Source organism: Anaerobiospirillum sp. NML120449 (assembly GCF_023051105.1).
Lineage (GTDB): Bacteria > Pseudomonadota > Gammaproteobacteria > Enterobacterales > Succinivibrionaceae > Anaerobiospirillum.
This window is the reverse complement of the sequence record NZ_JALKIL010000037.1, coordinates 1-16,206: the sequence shown is the minus strand read 5'-3', so window position 1 is coordinate 16,206 and position 16,206 is coordinate 1. Positions and strand designations below refer to the sequence as shown.

Genomic DNA, 16,206 nt, shown 5'->3' with positions numbered 1-16,206 from the left:
TCGCAGAGGAATACTCACAGGACAGGGAAAAGCTGCTGCTCTGTGAGCTTATGGCTGCATGTAATTCATAACAGCCATATGGTGCCATGCCCCTGACATCAGAGCATATGCCTGAGGTATGTGCTCTGATGTCAGGCCTGAAAGCGGCGGCTTTACTGGCCGCAGCTGATATCAGGAAAGGCTGACCGCAACAGACTGCAGGCGCTGACGCCCGTATCATGAAGATACAGAAACAATGCGCACTGGCGACATCCGGCTCCTGCACGGGCCGGATTTATCTTTACTGCCCGGTCCTGCCGGTGCGATGTGGCTGCCGGCTGGACCGTTGCGGCCGGAACAGGACTTAGTTGAAATAAGGTACCGGGGTCAAATCAAGGTGGGCAAAAGGTACCGGGCCACGGGTTTCCTGCTCGTCCTGACGGCGGTGCCAGGAATGAGGCTCGGCTCCGTAAAGCTCAGACGGGCCGGTGCGGCAAATATCGATCCACTTCTGGGTCTCAAACGCGTAGTTTTCGGCTTTGGTAATAGCGGTAACTACGGCAATGGAGTCGATACCGGCATCAAGAATGTCCTGTGCGTGGTCAAGCTTGATTCCGCCAATGGCTACAGTAGGGATTCTGTCCTTGAGCATGCGGGCCTGTCTTCCCATTCTGGCAATGCCCTGAGGAGCAGATTCCATGTCCTTGGTCGTTGTCGGGAAGACATGACCAATGGCAATGTACGAAGGGTTAAGAGTCAGAACCTTGCATACTTCGTAAATACCGTGGGTGGATACGCCCAGACGCATGCCGGACTCACGGATAAAGTCGAGATCAGCAGTCTGCAGATCTTCCATGCCAAGGTGAACACCATAGGCACCAAAACGGGCTGCCAGACGGTAATGATCGTCGATGAAAACACGGGCACGGAAAGAGCGGCCCAGGAAACAGGCGCGGCGGATTTCGTTGACCAGATGCTCGTTGGACTCGTCGTCATGAACATCGGTCTTGATACGCAGCTGAATGGTCTTGACGCCCAGAGCCAGCAGACGCTCAAGCCAGGCCACGGAATCAACTACAGGGTAGATACCCATGTTGAAAGGACAGCTGGCAAAAGGACCGGCCTTGACCGGGAAGTTCTGCTCAATGATCTCTGGCATGATGTCAATGTCATAAGCAGGGCCGAGGTGCGCAAGTGGTGGACGCTTGTGATCAATGGCCACCTGAGGCTGGAAAATGCCACGGGTGACATAGACCTTGGCCAGTACGGCGGCATCATGAAGAGCATAGCCACGGGCAATCAGGGCAGCCAGAGCTGAAGACAGGGCACAGCCGCCGCCATGAGCACCAAGGCCTTCCTTTCTCTTATTCTTCATGATGAATCTGTGAGTACTGGAGAGGAAAACATCCTGAGCATCATGCTCACTGATGTTGTGACCACCCTTTAAAAGCACGGCATTGGCGCCTTGTTGTACCAGCAGATCACAAAGAGCAAAAGGACCGCCCTTTGCCTCAAGATCCTTTTCACTCCAGCCGGCAAACTCAAGAGCCTCAGGCAGATTTGGGGTAAAAACGGTTACAACCTTGAGGATACGCTTGAGATTGGCCTTGAGATCGGCACTTTCAAGATTACCGGCAGTAGCGGTAAGTACAGGATCCCATACTACAGGAATGCCCTTGAGCTCACCCTCGAGCAGATCCAGCAGTATGTCCAGAATACGGGCATCGGTAACAAGACCGATTTTGATGGCTGAGATCTTCTCCTTCCAGTCATTGACTGCAAGCTTGATGCTTTCCTTGAAAATCTCAGGCTTAACCGGGTCGATCATGGTGACACGCTCAAGGCTCTGGCAGGTCAGGGCAGTAACTACAGGCATGCCCCATGCACCCTGGTCGTGGACGGAGATAATGTCGGCAGTAACACCGGCACCACCGCCGCTGTCCACACCGGCGATCACCAGAACCAATGGTCGAGTTTCCATATCGTGCAAGTTAATTTTGTCCATAAATTGTACCCAAAATCTGTTGAAACGCCTCAGACCGGCACCGGCCCGGGCTGTAACCCCTTTTAAGGACAAGAAAATCTGTTCCTTACAGACACTCCGCAGACGGCTGCAAAATACCGTCTGTTTCTCCCTCCTTACCGAAGCTGCGCCCAAAGCCGGGCATGGCCTCAAAGCCGGGCACGGCCCTGAGCACCGGGCATGGCCCCCAAAAGGCCAGCCCCTTCTTCGGCGGCAGGGGCTGCAGGCAGTGACCTGTCCGTCACTCCCTGCTCCCTGCCAGCTCAAGCTGCGCCATATCCTGGCTGCAGCCCGGATGGTCACCTGCAAAGTATGGCGCCATCGTGCATTTCAACATCATCTCATCCCTGCATATCCATGCCTGTCCCCTCAAGTGCCACCAGGGTACCTACGCCTTCAGAGCGCACTCAGACCTGCGTCTTATAAGAGCTCCGGCTGCCAGCAGCCGCGCTGAAGGCTCCTGCTGCCAGCGGTCGCTCTGCGCGCCAGTGCGGCAGCACAGAGCATCCGGAGACCGCTTTTTGCTGCCTCAGGCAGCTCATTGCGTCAGAGCTTTGCGTTTCAGGACACAGCAAAGGCCTCTGCAGCCACATAAGGGGCAGATAATCCTTGATGTTGTATGAGGGTGGACACGAATCGGGCAGGCCTGACCATGACGGAAGGTCTGCCTCCGGACCATGGTAAGCCTGCAGGTATTACTGCAGATATTGCTGCAATTGTTACTGCAGATATCGCTGCAGCTGTCAGCATGGCTGCAGACCAGGGGGCAGATACAAACTGCCACCAGGCCCGTCATGGACTGACGGTATGCTGCTTATGCTCTTGCAGATGATGCTGGCTGGAGCCTGATAAAGACCACGAAGATCGCAGGCCGCCAGTTCAGATGAAATGTGGAAAGAGAAAATTAATTAAATTTATTAATTATAATCGCATTTGTTCCTGTTACGGGTCACATTCCCGGCCAGATGAACAAAAATTATTGCTCAAAAGCCATGAATAAGGACTCAATCAGCCCTGGGAAATAATGAACCTGTATGACCACTGTGGCCATATCGATTCGCATGAAATCTGTCTGCCTGCACGCAGCGCCCCTGACAAGAGCTTATCTGCTGTCAAATGTCAGCCGGCGTATGAGAAAAATGCAGGTCAGGAAAAATTCATACAGCAGGCCAGACCTGCTGTAAGCTGCCGGGGAACTAAGCCCGGCTGCTCCCGAAACTGATTTCGGGGCTGCCCGGCGCCCTCAGACACCGGCAAGATCAGACCAGGCAGGCTGTGCTCCGGGCCACTGCCGCTGTCAGCTGCAGTCGGCCCTGCGGCACATGCCTGGGTCTGATGGTCACAGGCATAAGCCTGAGGTGACAGGTATTAGCCTGTTAAATGGAGCCGTACCTGGCCTGCAGGCGGCGGTTGAGGCGCATTGGGCAGAAACGTGGGCCGCACATGGAGCAGAAAGCTGCCTCGTGGGTGTGGCACTCGTCCTCGTCCATCTGAGCACGCCATACATCGTAGGCATGCTGCTCGTCAAAGCTCAGGGCGAACTGGTCGAGCCAGCGGAATGATACACGGGCACGGCTCATGGCGTGATCCATGTTGTAGGCCTGCTTGATGCCCTTGGCAAGGTCAGCTGAGTGAGCGGCAATCTTGTAAGTAATAAGACCTACACGTACGTCATCAGGAGTTGGCAGAGCAAGGTGCTCGGATGGAGTTACGTAGCAGAGCATGGCAGTGCCGTGCATGCCGATGGTGGTGGCGCCGATGGCTGAGGTGATGTGGTCAAAGCCGGCACCAACATCGGTTACCAGAGGGCCAAGGGTGTAGAAAGGAGCCTCGTGGCAGTGCTCATCCTCAAGCTTCTGATTCTCCTCAACCAGGTGGAGAGGTACGTGACCAGGACCTTCGATAAAGCACTGTACGCCATGCTCATAGCAGCGCAGGGCCAGCTTGCCGATATTGCGCAGCTCACCGTACTGAGCCTCATCACAGGCATCGTAAATGCCGCCCGGACGCAGACCGTCACCCAGAGACAGAGATACGTCATAACGACGGCAGATCTCCATGAGCTCGTCAAAGTGCTCCCAGGCCATGTTTTCGCAGTCATGCTGCATCATGTGGGAGGCCATAATGGCGCCGCCACGGGAAACAATACCCATGACGCGGTTGGCAGCGTGAGGCAGCAGGTCTTTGGTCAGACCAGCGTGAATGGTGAAGTAGTCAACACCCTGCTTTGCCTGATCTTCAATTACGCCACGGAATACTTCCCAGGACAGAGCATTGGCGTCGCCACCAGCACGGTCCAGAGCCTCGTAAACAGGTACGGTACCGATAGGTACTGGGGAAGCACGTAAGATAGCAGAACGCAGGCCCATCAGATCAGGCAGACCGGTGGAGAGATCCATTACAGTATCAGCACCGTAGCGCAGAGAGGTCTTGAGCTTGCCAATTTCTTCATCGTGACCTGAGGATACGGCAGAGGCGCCGATGTTGGAGTTAACCTTGGTCAGGAAGCGCTTGCCGATAATCATCGGCTCAGACTCAGGGTGGTTGTGGTTGGCTGGGATAACAGCACGACCGGCAGCGATTTCATCGCGTACCATCTCAGGAGTTACCAGCATGTTTTCGCGCTTTAAGCGGATAACGCCGTCACCAAATTCAACGCCCTCAGTGGTGTGGAACTTGTTACCAAACTCGGCCGGATCGGTGATCTGCTCGAGGAAGCAGGCAGACTCACGTAAAGCTACATACTCCATCTCAGGAGTGATGATACCGGCACGGGCATACTCAAGCTGAGTCTTTGGCTCAGAGCCACGGGCAGCAATCCAGGCCTCACGTGCTTTGGCACGCTCAGCAGTGCTGTCGGTATCAAAGTCAACAATGTAGCGGGTGATGGTATCGCCATTGGACAGGCTCAGCTGGGCATATGGAACCTTGACCTCAGAGGAGCCGTCAGCAAATTCAACCATGACCTTGCGCAGTTCAGGACGCTTGAGAGCCTTCTTAGGGGTAGCCACGCCTTCAACAGTCTGGCCCTTTAACTTGGCATTAAGATGAGCTGCCTTGGCAGCTGCCAGATCATCAAAGTGGATACGGGAAATATTCAGAGTCTCACCACCGGCAGCACCGGTCTGATCCTCTGAGCTGGCCGAACACTTGGAAAATTGAGGAAAACGTAGCATCGTCTGGTCCTTGGTCAATGAAAATAAGAGCCTGATTACAGGCTGCCGGCTGCAAAGGCAGCTGGCGCATCCGGTGCACCCGGCGCCTGCCTGCTCCATACCCGGCTATCCTTGCCTTACCTGACAGACATAAAGACATGTCGTGTACAGATACCTGTAAAGGCCCACAGGCCTCAGATACCTGAACGTCCCGTCCATGGGACCAGGCGCTCCATCCCTGGAGCCCCGGCATCATCCTGTGCCGGTGGTATATGCGCTGTCTTAATCACGAAGCCAGCAGGGCAGGCCAGCATAACTGGCTGCATCAGTTCACAGCTCTGTGCTGACCATACTGCAGACCACAGAGCAATCTGCAGGGTCAGCAGTATGGTCATCACAGCACGATGCCTGTGCATCGTCTGGATGTGAGAAAAGGGGGCCGGGAGTAAAAAGTACTGAGCACCAGACTGTTCTTAGCAATGCGCACAGGGCATAACCGCAATAAGCAACATGCCCACATAGCATCACTGCACAGAGCATCATGCTCACATGGCATCACCGCACTGAGCATCATGCTTACGTGGCATCACCGCACCGAGCAACATGCTTACGTGGCATCACCGCACAGAGCATCATGCTCACATGGCATCAGGGCTGGGCGCAAAGGGCACCGCCAATAAGCATATACAGCCGGGGCAGGGCACAAATGACATGCGCAAATGATGCACAGGCCATTTTGCCAGGAGGAACCATCAAAGGGGAGAATGCGATAAGGAGGGAATTACAGTTACTTATGTACGCTTTGTGTTTCGTTTTGGAAAGTGACATGCACATCAGCTCATACAGACCAGATTATGCACGGCTGTCATGCTCAACACGCCAGTCATGCACGGTCTGTCAGGCTGTTTATCAGGCTCATAATATTAATGGGCCCGCGATAATTCATGAAGCTCAGAAAGCTCAAACACATCAGCGTATTCTAAAGCACTGCTCTTTGAGCAAGAGCCTGAAGCAGCACTCGGGAAAATATCCGGCAGCGTAACCGGAACGCAGATTTACACCACATAAAAGCCAGGCTCACAAGCTCAGTGCGGCAGCACAGAGCATCATAATCTGACCTGTTACTCAGTGATAACATCAGCAGAATTTACAGGACAGGTCCTGAAAACTGCCAGCTTCTTTTACTGAGAGTCAGCCACTTTAAGTGATGCTATATCACTGATAAGGGCCGGGGTGTTCTGCAGTATGCTCATAACCATTTTGCTGAAAATGATTCCACAGTCAGGGCGACGGTGGTGAGCCATACAGTGGTAACTGTTAATGGGGCAAATGCCTGTTCCCTTCGCAGGTATTATTCTTCTCAGGTTCGACGGATTTCCCCTCACCTTGATGAGGGCGGTCTCAGCTTTTTACAGCACTCCGACAAGCACACACATTATATGCACTTTTCATCTATGGACCACTGTTTTTTTGTAATCCGGCTCGATAAAAAAGCGCACCCAAAAATTTAATGCAAATTGCCCTCACCCCAGCCCCTCACGATACAACTGCCAAAGCGCTCATATATGCCCTGATGCCCGCCGCCAGGCCATCTTTGCCCGCAAACCTGGTGCTGCCCAAATACGCTTTTGCGGACAAAGTTTATCGCCAACATCACCCCAGACTTCGGGAGCGGGCACCCGCCTGTGTCACTTTTACCAGGACTTTTGGAGCCATGGCATCCTGCACCTTTCCTGGCCGTTCCCAGCACTCCCTTTCATCCCGGCAATGCACCAGTCCCTCAGTGCGGCGCCATTCCTGGCCGGTCCCAGTGCACCCTTTCATCAAGGCAATACAGCAGTCCTTCACTGCGCCACAGCTCCTGTCAGTTCCCTGTCCGTGATGCCCGGCGCCATGGGACAAACCTGACAGCATTAGCTGAGATGAGCTGCCCGGGTATGGTAGCTTGATGGTCATTGCCCCAGATGCGCAGCACATGGGCTGCCCGCCTGACAGATCTTTATGACTATGCCCCTGCAGACGGGCACTCAGTGGCAACGCCAGCATTACTGCTGCACAGGACAGCATCTGACTGCGCGTTTCTGGACAGTTGTGGCGGCGGCTGTCTGTGCCTCTGCCGCGCGCGCTGGCCATGGCGATGACAGCTGCCTCTCAAATGTACTCAAGGGGCGACGTAAAGAGCAAAGCGCTGTACAATGTTTCCTCCGTACTGTTACCGGCAACAGTGCTGTGCCCCTGCCGTGATGCCTGCCATTCCCCTGTCAGATGCTTTTGCCTGCAGGGAATGAGCAGCCCGTGGGACAGGCATGTTAATGCGCCCAGGCCGGTGCCGGCATTGCTGGGTGCGCACTGGCACTAATCAGACAACTTCTCAGGAACAATATCAGGTTATTTATGAAGCTCTTCACCTCACGCAAATTAATTGCTGCTGCTTTGTCTGTTGTCTTTGCAGCAGGCACTATGGCATCGACTGCCAATGGTGATCCCCTGTCGCGCAAGCCTCAGGACAATCTTATCTACGGTTCTGCTCTGGAGCCAACAGGTCTTGATCCGGCCCTGGTAACTGACAGTGACTCGGCCAACATTAATTACAATGTCTATGAGTCCCTGCTGCGCAGCAAGCCAGACAGCACTGACTATGAGCCATGCCTTGCTCAGAGCTGGACCATCAGTGAAGACGGCAAAACCTATACTTTCAAGCTGCGTGAGGGCGTAAAGTTCCACGATGGCGCTCCTTTTAACGCTGAGGCCGTCAAAATCAATATTGAGCGTCAGCTGCCAGCCAACCGTACTCCTAACATGGCCTATTCCCGCCTGATCCTTGATGATATTGAAGAGGTCAAGGTTATTGATGAGTACACTGTGGCCATTATCCTCAAGCAGAGCTCCACTCCGTTTTTGAGCAATATGTCCATTTCTTTTGCTGCTGCCATGGTCTCTCCTGAGGCACTGAAGAAATACAATAACAATCTCTCCGAGCACCCTGCCGGTACCGGCCCTTACAAGCTCGTTACCTGGCAGAAGGGCCAGAATCTGATACTGACCACCAATGAGGATTACTGGGGACCAAAACCACCGGTGCAGAATGTGGTTTACCGCATCATCAAGGAAACCTCAGCCCGTGTAGTTGCCCTGAACAATGGTGAGGTCGATGTTATCAATGGTATAGACTCTTCCGTATTTGACCAGATTAAGAAGGGTGGCTCCAAAATTTTCGAGACCGAGGGCAATCACGTTGACTACATGGTCTTCAACTGCCGCGACGGCTACGCTACTTCTGATCCTGAGGTACGCCGCGCTCTGTCTCAGGCCATCAATGTTCCAGAGATGATTCAGGCTCTGTACAAAGGCTACTCAACTCCTGCTCACTCTTTCTTCCCTGCCCACGTTACCGGTTACAGCAAGGATGTACGTACCCCTGAGTACAATCCTGAAGCTGCCCGCAAGGTACTGGAGAAAAAGGGTATCAAGGAGCTCAGGCTCATGACCTACTCAGGTCCGCGTCTTACCAACTCAGCCGGTGGTCAGGTAGTTGCTGAAGCTGTTCAGGCCTATCTGAGCAAGGTGGGCATCAAGGCCACCATCGACGTATATGACTGGGCTACCTACCGCAGCCGTCTGCTCACTGACAAATGGGATCTTTCCTTTATTGGCTGGATTGGCATCAACGGTGATCCGGACAACTTCATCAAGCCTCTGGCCTCCACAGATGCAGCTTCCAACCCGGGCCTGTGGAACAATGCCGAATTTATTGAAAAAACCACCAGAGCCCAGCATGTCCCTGACGGCCATGAGCGCGTTGCTCTGTACAGCCGTGCCAATGAGCTGGTAACTGAGGACTGTGGTGTTCTTCCTCTGTCCCACGCAAAGACCGTAGCTGCCTATCGACCAAACATTTCAGGTCAGGTCATGCACCCAATTGGCGTCTTCTACTTCAACCAGCTGACCAAGAAATAAGCAGCCGCAATCTGGCAGCCCGCCTGCGGCGGCTGCCGCACGCGTCCTGACCCGGCCGCCCCTGGCATTGTGCAGCTGCGCAGCCCCAAATAAATGGCCTTATTCCCGCAACAACAGGGGATAAGGTCCTTTTTTTCGCCGCTACGTCATGAAGCCACTTCACCTTGCAGCCAGCTAAAGTGGCAGTCCAGCAAAAGCTCCGGGCCGCCTCATGCAGATCTTTGAAGGGAAAGACAGGGAGCGGCCCTCAATCCATGCCGCATGCCAGGATCCTTTCATGGGCTTTGTTCACTTCACACCAGTCAGCAACACATTGCGCAGGAAAATGCCCTGTTGAGGGGCGCACCAATAAAGAGCAGCGCCTTATCACAGTGCACAGTCCTGACCATAAGTCAGGCCACCTCTTGATAATGTCTCCGCAAAAATCTCAAAGATATCACCGGCGCTGCCATGTATTGCAAATGGTGAATTACCCCTGTGACCGGTGCATGCTCCCGTACTTTTACATTCATAAAGCTTACAGTGAACTGCACCATTAACTAATGTATGTACAATCAACTCATAGCGTATCGCTCCTGCTGACAGTTACCCGGACCAGTGCATGTCAGCCGGTCACGGTTCCTACCAGAAAATAACGGCTCAAGCACCCAGCTCCAGGATGCGTAGCAGACAGCTGCACATGAGCGCCCATCAGCATGCATAGGCCTGCTGGCTGGCACCTGGTCATGCCCGCTCAAGGCAATCACCTGGGCATGCCAGTTCAAGGCAGTCCAGCTCCTGGCTGTACCCTGAGCCTGCAGTGCCGTCCCGGCTTATTCAGGCGCCAGGCATATTGTGGTACCTGGCATTGCCCGCAGCATGGGAACTGACTCTGCCGTCAGGGTCGCCAGAACAGATGCCGCCCGGCGTCACACGGAACCAGGGTCTGAGGGATAACCCGGCTGTGCCCGGTTAAGCCGCACATGCTGTGCATATTGTGCACTTGCAGGTGCCACGGGCTCTGGCTGCAGTGAACCTCTCCCAGGCATATGCCCCAGGAACTGGCCGCAAGGAACCTCTCCAAGGTATCCCCTGGGAACTGTCCGTAAGAAACCTGTCCCTGGCTTGGCCTTGCTGCACCCGTGGTGTTAAGCGGGTCTGTCTGCAAGCGGGCAAGGTGGCATGAGCATCAATAATAAATGACATCAATGGAGATCGTCTGTGAAGAAGTTTTTCTCATCAAAGAAGCTGCTGGCTGCAGCTCTTACTCTGGCTTTTGCCGCAGGAACCATGTCTTCAGCTGCTACTGCCGCTTCCCTGTCGCGCAAGCCTCAGGATAACCTGATTATCGGCTCTGCCATTGAGCCTACCGGACTTGATCCTGCCTATGTATCTGATCTCGACTCAGCTACCCTGACCTATAACATTTATGAGTCCCTGCTGCGCAACAAGCCTGACAGCTATGAACTCGAGCCTTGCCTTGCTGAAAGCTGGACCATCAGCGATGACGGCAAGACCTACACTTTCAAACTCCGTCAGGGCGTTAAGTTCCACGATGGCACTCCATTTAACGCCGAGGCTGTAAAGTTCAATATCGACCGTCAGCTGCCTCCAAAGCAGACCCCTCAGATGGCCTATGCCCAGCTCACCCTTACCGATATTGAGTCAGTCAAGGTGATTGATGAGTACACAGTTGAGATTAAACTCAAGCAAAGCTCCACTCCATTCCTGAGCAATATGTCCATTTCTTTTGGTGCCGCCATGATTTCTCCGACTGCCCTTAAGAAGTACAACAACAATGTTTCCAATAATCCTGTAGGCACCGGTCCTTACAAGTTTGTTTCCTGGGACAAGGGCCAGAACCTGGTGCTGACCACCAACGAGGATTACTGGGGTCCAAAGCCAGCCGTTCAGAACGTAATCTTCCGTATTATCAAGGACACCTCTGCCCGTGTAGTAGCCCTGAACAATGGCGAGGTTGACGTTATCAACGGTGTTAACTCCACCCTTTATGACCAGATTAAGAGCGGCGGCTCCAAGATTTACGAAAACGAGAGCAACAACACCGACTACATGGTATTTAACTGCCGTGAGGGCTATGTAACAGCCGATCCTGAGGTACGTAAGGCCATTTCTCAGGCTATTAACGTGCCTGAGCTGGTTGAAACCCTCCACCGTGGTTTCTCCACCCCTGCACACTCCTACTTCCCATCCATTCTTGCCGGTTACAGCAAGGATGTCCGCACCCCTGCCTACGATCCTGAGGCTGCTGCCAGGGTACTGGCTGCCAAGGGTGTAAAGGAGCTCAAGCTCATGGCCTACTCCGGAGCCCGTGCTGCCAACCCTGCCGGTGGTCAGGTTCTGGCCGAAGCCATTCAGGCCTACCTTAAGAAGGCCGGCGTCAAGGTAAATATCGAGGTCTACGACTGGGCCAACTACCGTGCCCGTATGCTCACTGACAAGTGGGATCTGTGCTTTATCGGCTGGATGGGAGACCACGGCGATCCTGACAACTTCATTCAGCCTCTGTCATCTGCTGACCCGGCCACCAACCCAGGTCTGTGGCAGAACGCCGAGTTTATTGAAAAGACCAACAAGGCCCGCCACATGCCTGAAGGCGCTGAGCGTGTAGCACTGTATGCCCGTGCCAATCAGATTGTCACTGAGGACTCCGGCATCCTGCCTCTGTACCACGTCAAGAACGTAGCTGCCTACCGTCCTAACATCTCAGGCCAGATCATTCACCCTATCGGTGTCCTGTTCTTCAACCAGATGAGCAAGAAGTAATTCTACCCTGACAGGTCCGTAAACAGGTCCTGCTCACCACAGTGCAGAGCAGCAATCGCCCCTGAAGGCGCGCCACTCTGCCCATCTCCCGGGCCTTATCCTCACGGATAAGGCCCTTTTTCATGCCCGGCGTCCTGCCAGAAGCGCGCTTCGCCCGTCCAGCACAGAGCAGGCTGCGCCAGCATTGCGGCCATGGCCGCCAGGCGCACAGCGCATCATGGTCATACCTTGCTAACTGCAGAGCCAGGCAGCCTGCAGATCAAAGCAGCATGCATGGTCAGGCCCCATGCAGGACAACGCAGTCTGCAGGAACTGGCATCCTGCAGGTACACGCATCCTGCAGGTACACGCATCCTGCAGATACAGAAGGCCCGGACTTTTGATGAACCTCACAAAGAGAGCAGCTGCCTGAGCTCAATGAGCATAAGTATCAGCAAATGCTAATCTCAGATACTGCGCAGCCAGTAAGATATGGATGTTGTCTGTATAAAAGGAGTCTATTTCATGAACGAAGCCTTAACTCAAAAGGTTATTGAGCGCGCCCGTGCCGCTGCCGCAAAGGACCATCTGGCAGTTTGCATAGCCGTAGTTGATCCCTCAGGTTTGCTGTGCGGTTTTCTGCGCATGGATGACACCCTGCTTGGTTCGATTGATATTTCCATCAAAAAGGCAAGAACAGCCGTACTGTTCAAGAGTGACAGTGCCGACCTTGGCGTCAAGGCGCAGCCAGGCGGTCCGCTGTACTCCCTTGAGAACAGCAATGGCGGCCTGATAAGCTTTGGTGGTGGCATCCTGATACATGACAAGTCAGGTAGAATAATCGGCGCCATTGGCGTATCAGGCGCAGCTGTTGAAGAGGACGAAGCCATTGCCAGGGCTGGCGCCGGTCGCCCATAGCAGCAAGCGGCCCAGCTGAAGCAGGCAGGCAGTGCTCCATGGCTGCAGCGCAGAATTATGCACTGCACTGGCGACTGCGCCGCCCCTGTCGGCAAGGCATTAGCTCAGCGCTCAATGTGTAGCCAAAGGCCTTTTAAAAGGCCTTATCCTCAAGGATAAGGCCTTTTGTATGTATACAGGGCAGTGCGACAATTACCTGTCTGCCTGGCTATGCCCTGATTTGTCGAGCAGATCCCGGGCTCAGTTAGCATCAGGGCAATGATAATTTTGCTTTGTTGCTCAGTGAACTCTCGAGCTCTTTGCCTGCAGCTGTCAGCAGCCATGTCGGCAAATGTCCGGCAGTAAAGCTGGCTGATCCCCGCCTGCATGTCAACAGCAGACGGCGCCTTTTGCAGCTGTTATCAAATATCCATATCCTGGTGGCAGCTGCCATGGCATTGGGCAGATTGGTCAGTGAGCGCTGGTATCTGCGAAAAATATCGGTCACAGGTACATCATGCCCGCCTGAAACAACACGCTGGTACACCCGGGCAGCCGACAGTTCGACACAGCTCAGTCCCACATAAACAAAGTTGACCTCATAGCCGGCAGATGCAGCCTGCTGCATGAGCCTGATTTCACCCATGCCTGTAAGGGTAGTTTCCACAGCAAAGCTGTGTCGGGCAGCAAGATGGTTGCGGCGGAGCTCAAGGGCCAGAGCACCTGCACTGCGATTGCTTACTTCCCGGTCACGGGCAATATTGTCAGGATTGACCACCGCAATTTTGCCCTCAAGGTGCTGCTTTACCAGGGTGGATTTACCTGCACCATTAACCCCGCCAATAATCCACAACACCGGTGAGCTCATGACATAGCCTCCACGAGCTGCTCGCTGCCACTGCTGAAAGAAACCAGCTCCTTACGGCCATCAGGATATTCCTTGATAATGCAGCCCTGAGGGGTATCTTCCTCCAAATAGTACACGGCAATACCCCGGCCAAGAGCACAGCGCACCTCTTCCCCGCCATCATCCTTATGCACAGCATCGTCAAATGACGCACTGAGCTCATCACCGGCCTCAGCTGCACCAGCAGCTGCAGGTGCATGCACAGCCTCAGCCAAACCGGACTCATAACTCTGCGACCTGTCCATTTTACTGACCTCCACTGCAGTCAAGCTGACACAGCTTTCATTATACGCCTGCACTCAGGCCCAGGCCGCAAGCAAGACTGCGCCAGCTGCAGCTGCTGCGGCACCTGCTGCAACAGCAGCTGCGATTGTGGCGTCCCGGCCCACACCACACACTAAGGCAGGCGGGCATAGCATGAGCTGTCCGGGCTGCAACAGAAACTATAGCAGCACGACAGATAGAGTTTTTAGATTACAGGAAAAGACATTGCTTCAGGCGCGTCAGTGTTATTACCGTTTGGGTCACTTTTGAGCCGTTTTTGCCCGTTTTTTCACAATTTTGAGCAGATTTGAGGGGATTTGGGCAGATTTGAGCACGGCAGACTAAAGGATACGACTGCAGACTTCTGTGTTTAACAGTGCAAAGCTCCCAGTAGTTCATATGGCACTTTTGCCCGGTTTTGCAGCAGTTTTCGGGACCTTTTGGTCACTTATGAGCTGTTTTGCCCTGATATTCACGATTTTTAGCAGATTTGAGGAGATTTGAGCACAGCACGCTAAACAATACGACTGCAGACTTCTGTGTTTCACAGTGCAAAGCTCCCAGTAGTTCATATGGCACTTTTGCCCGGTTTTGCAGCAGTTTTCTGGACCTTTTGGGCACTTTTGAGCCGTTTTTGCCCGTTTTTTCACAATTTTGAGCAGATTTGAGGAGATTTAGGCAGATTTGAGCACGGCAGACTAAAGGATACGACTTCAGACTTCTGTGTTTAACAGTGCAAAGCTCCAGTGGCTCATATGGCACTTTTGCCCGGTTTTGCAGCAGTTTTCGGGACCTTTTGGTCACTTATGAGATGTTTTGCCCTGTTATTCACGATTTTTAGCAGATTTGAGGGGATTTGAGCACAGCAGGCTAAAGAATACGACTGCAGACTTCTGTGTTTCACAGTGCGGAGCTCCAGTGGCTTACCCAGTTGCTTAATATGGCACTTTTGCAGCCTTTTCCACGATTTTTATGATTCCGGGATCTTCAGTTAACAGACAGATGTCCTGGCTGAGCACTGCCTTTACAGCAGTGTGCAGCACCTTACCGGCATCGACAGCCGGGCAGGACTCATAATCAATGAGCGTACGCCAGTCGCTGCTCAGGACTGTACGTACGATGTCAGCTCAAGTATGCTGCGAAAAGTGCCTGACTGTCTGATGGGTGTTTTTACAGACTGTCTGATTATTCATGCTGATGTTTAAGCGCGTCTTCAAGGTCTCTCTCGAAGTCCTTGATGCTTTCGACACTGGTGGCCAGAACAATGAATGAAGCCAGGGTATCCGGTGACTTCACTGCATTGAGACGGTTTTTGAGCCTGTCAGTGACATTGCCAAAACGGGTGCACAACTGCTCAATAATCAACTTGCAAACATACTTATTATGTTTTCTGAAAGCATCGGCAATGGCCTCAGCAATGATGCCAGGTTTGGCCTTGGCAATCAGCTGCTCATCGTAGGCTTTCCAGCGCTCGTCGATATATACCATTAAAGACTCCCAATTATTTGAAGTAAGCCATGGTCCAGGTCAGACAGGGCCATATGCTTAAGGTGCCGGGATGAATGCCTGAGGCTGTATGGGCTGACTCAGGAACACTGGAACTGTCATCAGCGCCAGCGGTGAAGGTGTCTTTGTCATGTACAGTTAAGGCAGCCCAGGGCTGCCTTAACTCAAGAGGTCCAGATAGACTGGCCTGATTATTCATGCTGATGTTTAAGCGCGTCTTCAAGGTCTCTCTCGAAGTCCTTGATGCTTTCGACACTGGTGGCCAGAACAATGAATGAAGCCAGGGTATCCGGTGACTTCACTGCATTGAGACGGTTTTTGAGCCTGTCAGTGACATTGCCAAAACGGGTGCACAACTGCTCAATAATCAACTTGCAAACATACTTATTATGTTCTCTGAAAGCATCGGCAATGGCATCGGCAATGATGCCAGCTTTGGCTTCGGCAATGGCTTCAGCAATGATGCCAGGTTTGGCCTTGGCAATGGCATCAGCAATCAGCTGCTCATCATAGGCTTTCCAGCGCTCGTCGATATATACCATTAAAGACTCCCAATTATTTGAAGTAAGCCCCGGTCCAGGTCGGCCGTGGTCATATGGTTAGGCTGTTTAGCTGCGTGTCTTAGGCTGTATGGGCTGGCGCCGGGACACTGGAGCTGTCATCAGCGCCAGCGGTGAAGGTGTCTTTGTCATGTACAGTTAAGGCAGCCCAGGGGCTGCCTTAACTCAAGAGGTCCAGATAGACTGGCCTGATTATGCATGCTGATGTTGAAG

The 16,206-nt window shown here is 53.4% G+C and carries 9 protein-coding genes and 1 riboswitch; of the genes, 3 read left to right on the top strand and 6 right to left on the bottom strand.

Annotated features, from left to right (window positions below):
- Positions 1–343: 343 nt before the first annotated feature.
- Both thiE and thiC read right to left on the bottom strand, forming a co-directional pair.
- Positions 344–1,984: a thiamine phosphate synthase gene (gene thiE / locus MXE41_RS10130; RefSeq protein WP_247100400.1), complete on the bottom strand. Its 1,641-nt coding sequence runs from the start codon at positions 1,982–1,984 to the stop codon at positions 344–346.
- A 1,394-nt stretch (positions 1,985–3,378) separates the two neighbouring features.
- Complete coding sequence (gene thiC / locus MXE41_RS10125; protein ID WP_247100399.1) at positions 3,379–5,178, bottom strand: phosphomethylpyrimidine synthase ThiC; 1,800 nt, start codon at positions 5,176–5,178, stop codon at positions 3,379–3,381.
- A 1,299-nt stretch (positions 5,179–6,477) separates the two neighbouring features.
- Positions 6,478–6,589: riboswitch (TPP riboswitch) on the bottom strand.
- Positions 6,590–7,551: 962 nt separating this feature from the next.
- Here thiC and MXE41_RS10120 point away from each other — a divergent pair.
- The 3 genes from MXE41_RS10120 (at position 7,552) to MXE41_RS10110 (ending at position 12,777) form a co-directional block, all read left to right on the top strand.
- Positions 7,552–9,114, top strand: coding sequence for an ABC transporter substrate-binding protein (locus MXE41_RS10120; protein ID WP_247100398.1), 1,563 nt, complete (start codon positions 7,552–7,554; stop codon positions 9,112–9,114).
- Positions 9,115–10,314: 1,200 nt separating this feature from the next.
- On the top strand, positions 10,315–11,880 hold the full coding sequence (locus tag MXE41_RS10115; RefSeq protein WP_246978895.1) for an ABC transporter substrate-binding protein: 1,566 nt from the start codon (positions 10,315–10,317) through the stop codon (positions 11,878–11,880).
- 504 nt (positions 11,881–12,384) lie between these two features.
- Positions 12,385–12,777, top strand: coding sequence for a heme-binding protein (locus MXE41_RS10110; protein WP_246978894.1), 393 nt, complete (start codon positions 12,385–12,387; stop codon positions 12,775–12,777).
- A 250-nt stretch (positions 12,778–13,027) separates the two neighbouring features.
- Here MXE41_RS10110 and MXE41_RS10105 read toward each other — a convergent pair whose 3' ends face one another.
- The 4 genes from MXE41_RS10105 to MXE41_RS10090 form a co-directional block, all read right to left on the bottom strand.
- The gene (locus MXE41_RS10105) at positions 13,028–13,624 is read right to left on the bottom strand and encodes a zeta toxin family protein (RefSeq protein ID WP_247100397.1); all 597 of its coding nucleotides are present in this window, start codon (positions 13,622–13,624) and stop codon (positions 13,028–13,030) included.
- Positions 13,621–13,908, bottom strand: coding sequence for a hypothetical protein (locus MXE41_RS10100; protein ID WP_247100396.1), 288 nt, complete (start codon positions 13,906–13,908; stop codon positions 13,621–13,623). The genes MXE41_RS10105 and MXE41_RS10100 overlap by 4 nt, the downstream gene beginning before the upstream one ends.
- A gap of 1,204 nt (positions 13,909–15,112) precedes the next feature.
- Positions 15,113–15,415: a hypothetical protein gene (locus MXE41_RS10095; protein WP_247100395.1), complete on the bottom strand. Its 303-nt coding sequence runs from the start codon at positions 15,413–15,415 to the stop codon at positions 15,113–15,115.
- Between the two features lie 209 nt (positions 15,416–15,624).
- A complete protein-coding gene (locus MXE41_RS10090; RefSeq protein WP_247100394.1) occupies positions 15,625–15,975 on the bottom strand; it encodes a hypothetical protein in 351 nt (116 codons plus the stop codon).
- Positions 15,976–16,206 lie beyond the last annotated feature (231 nt).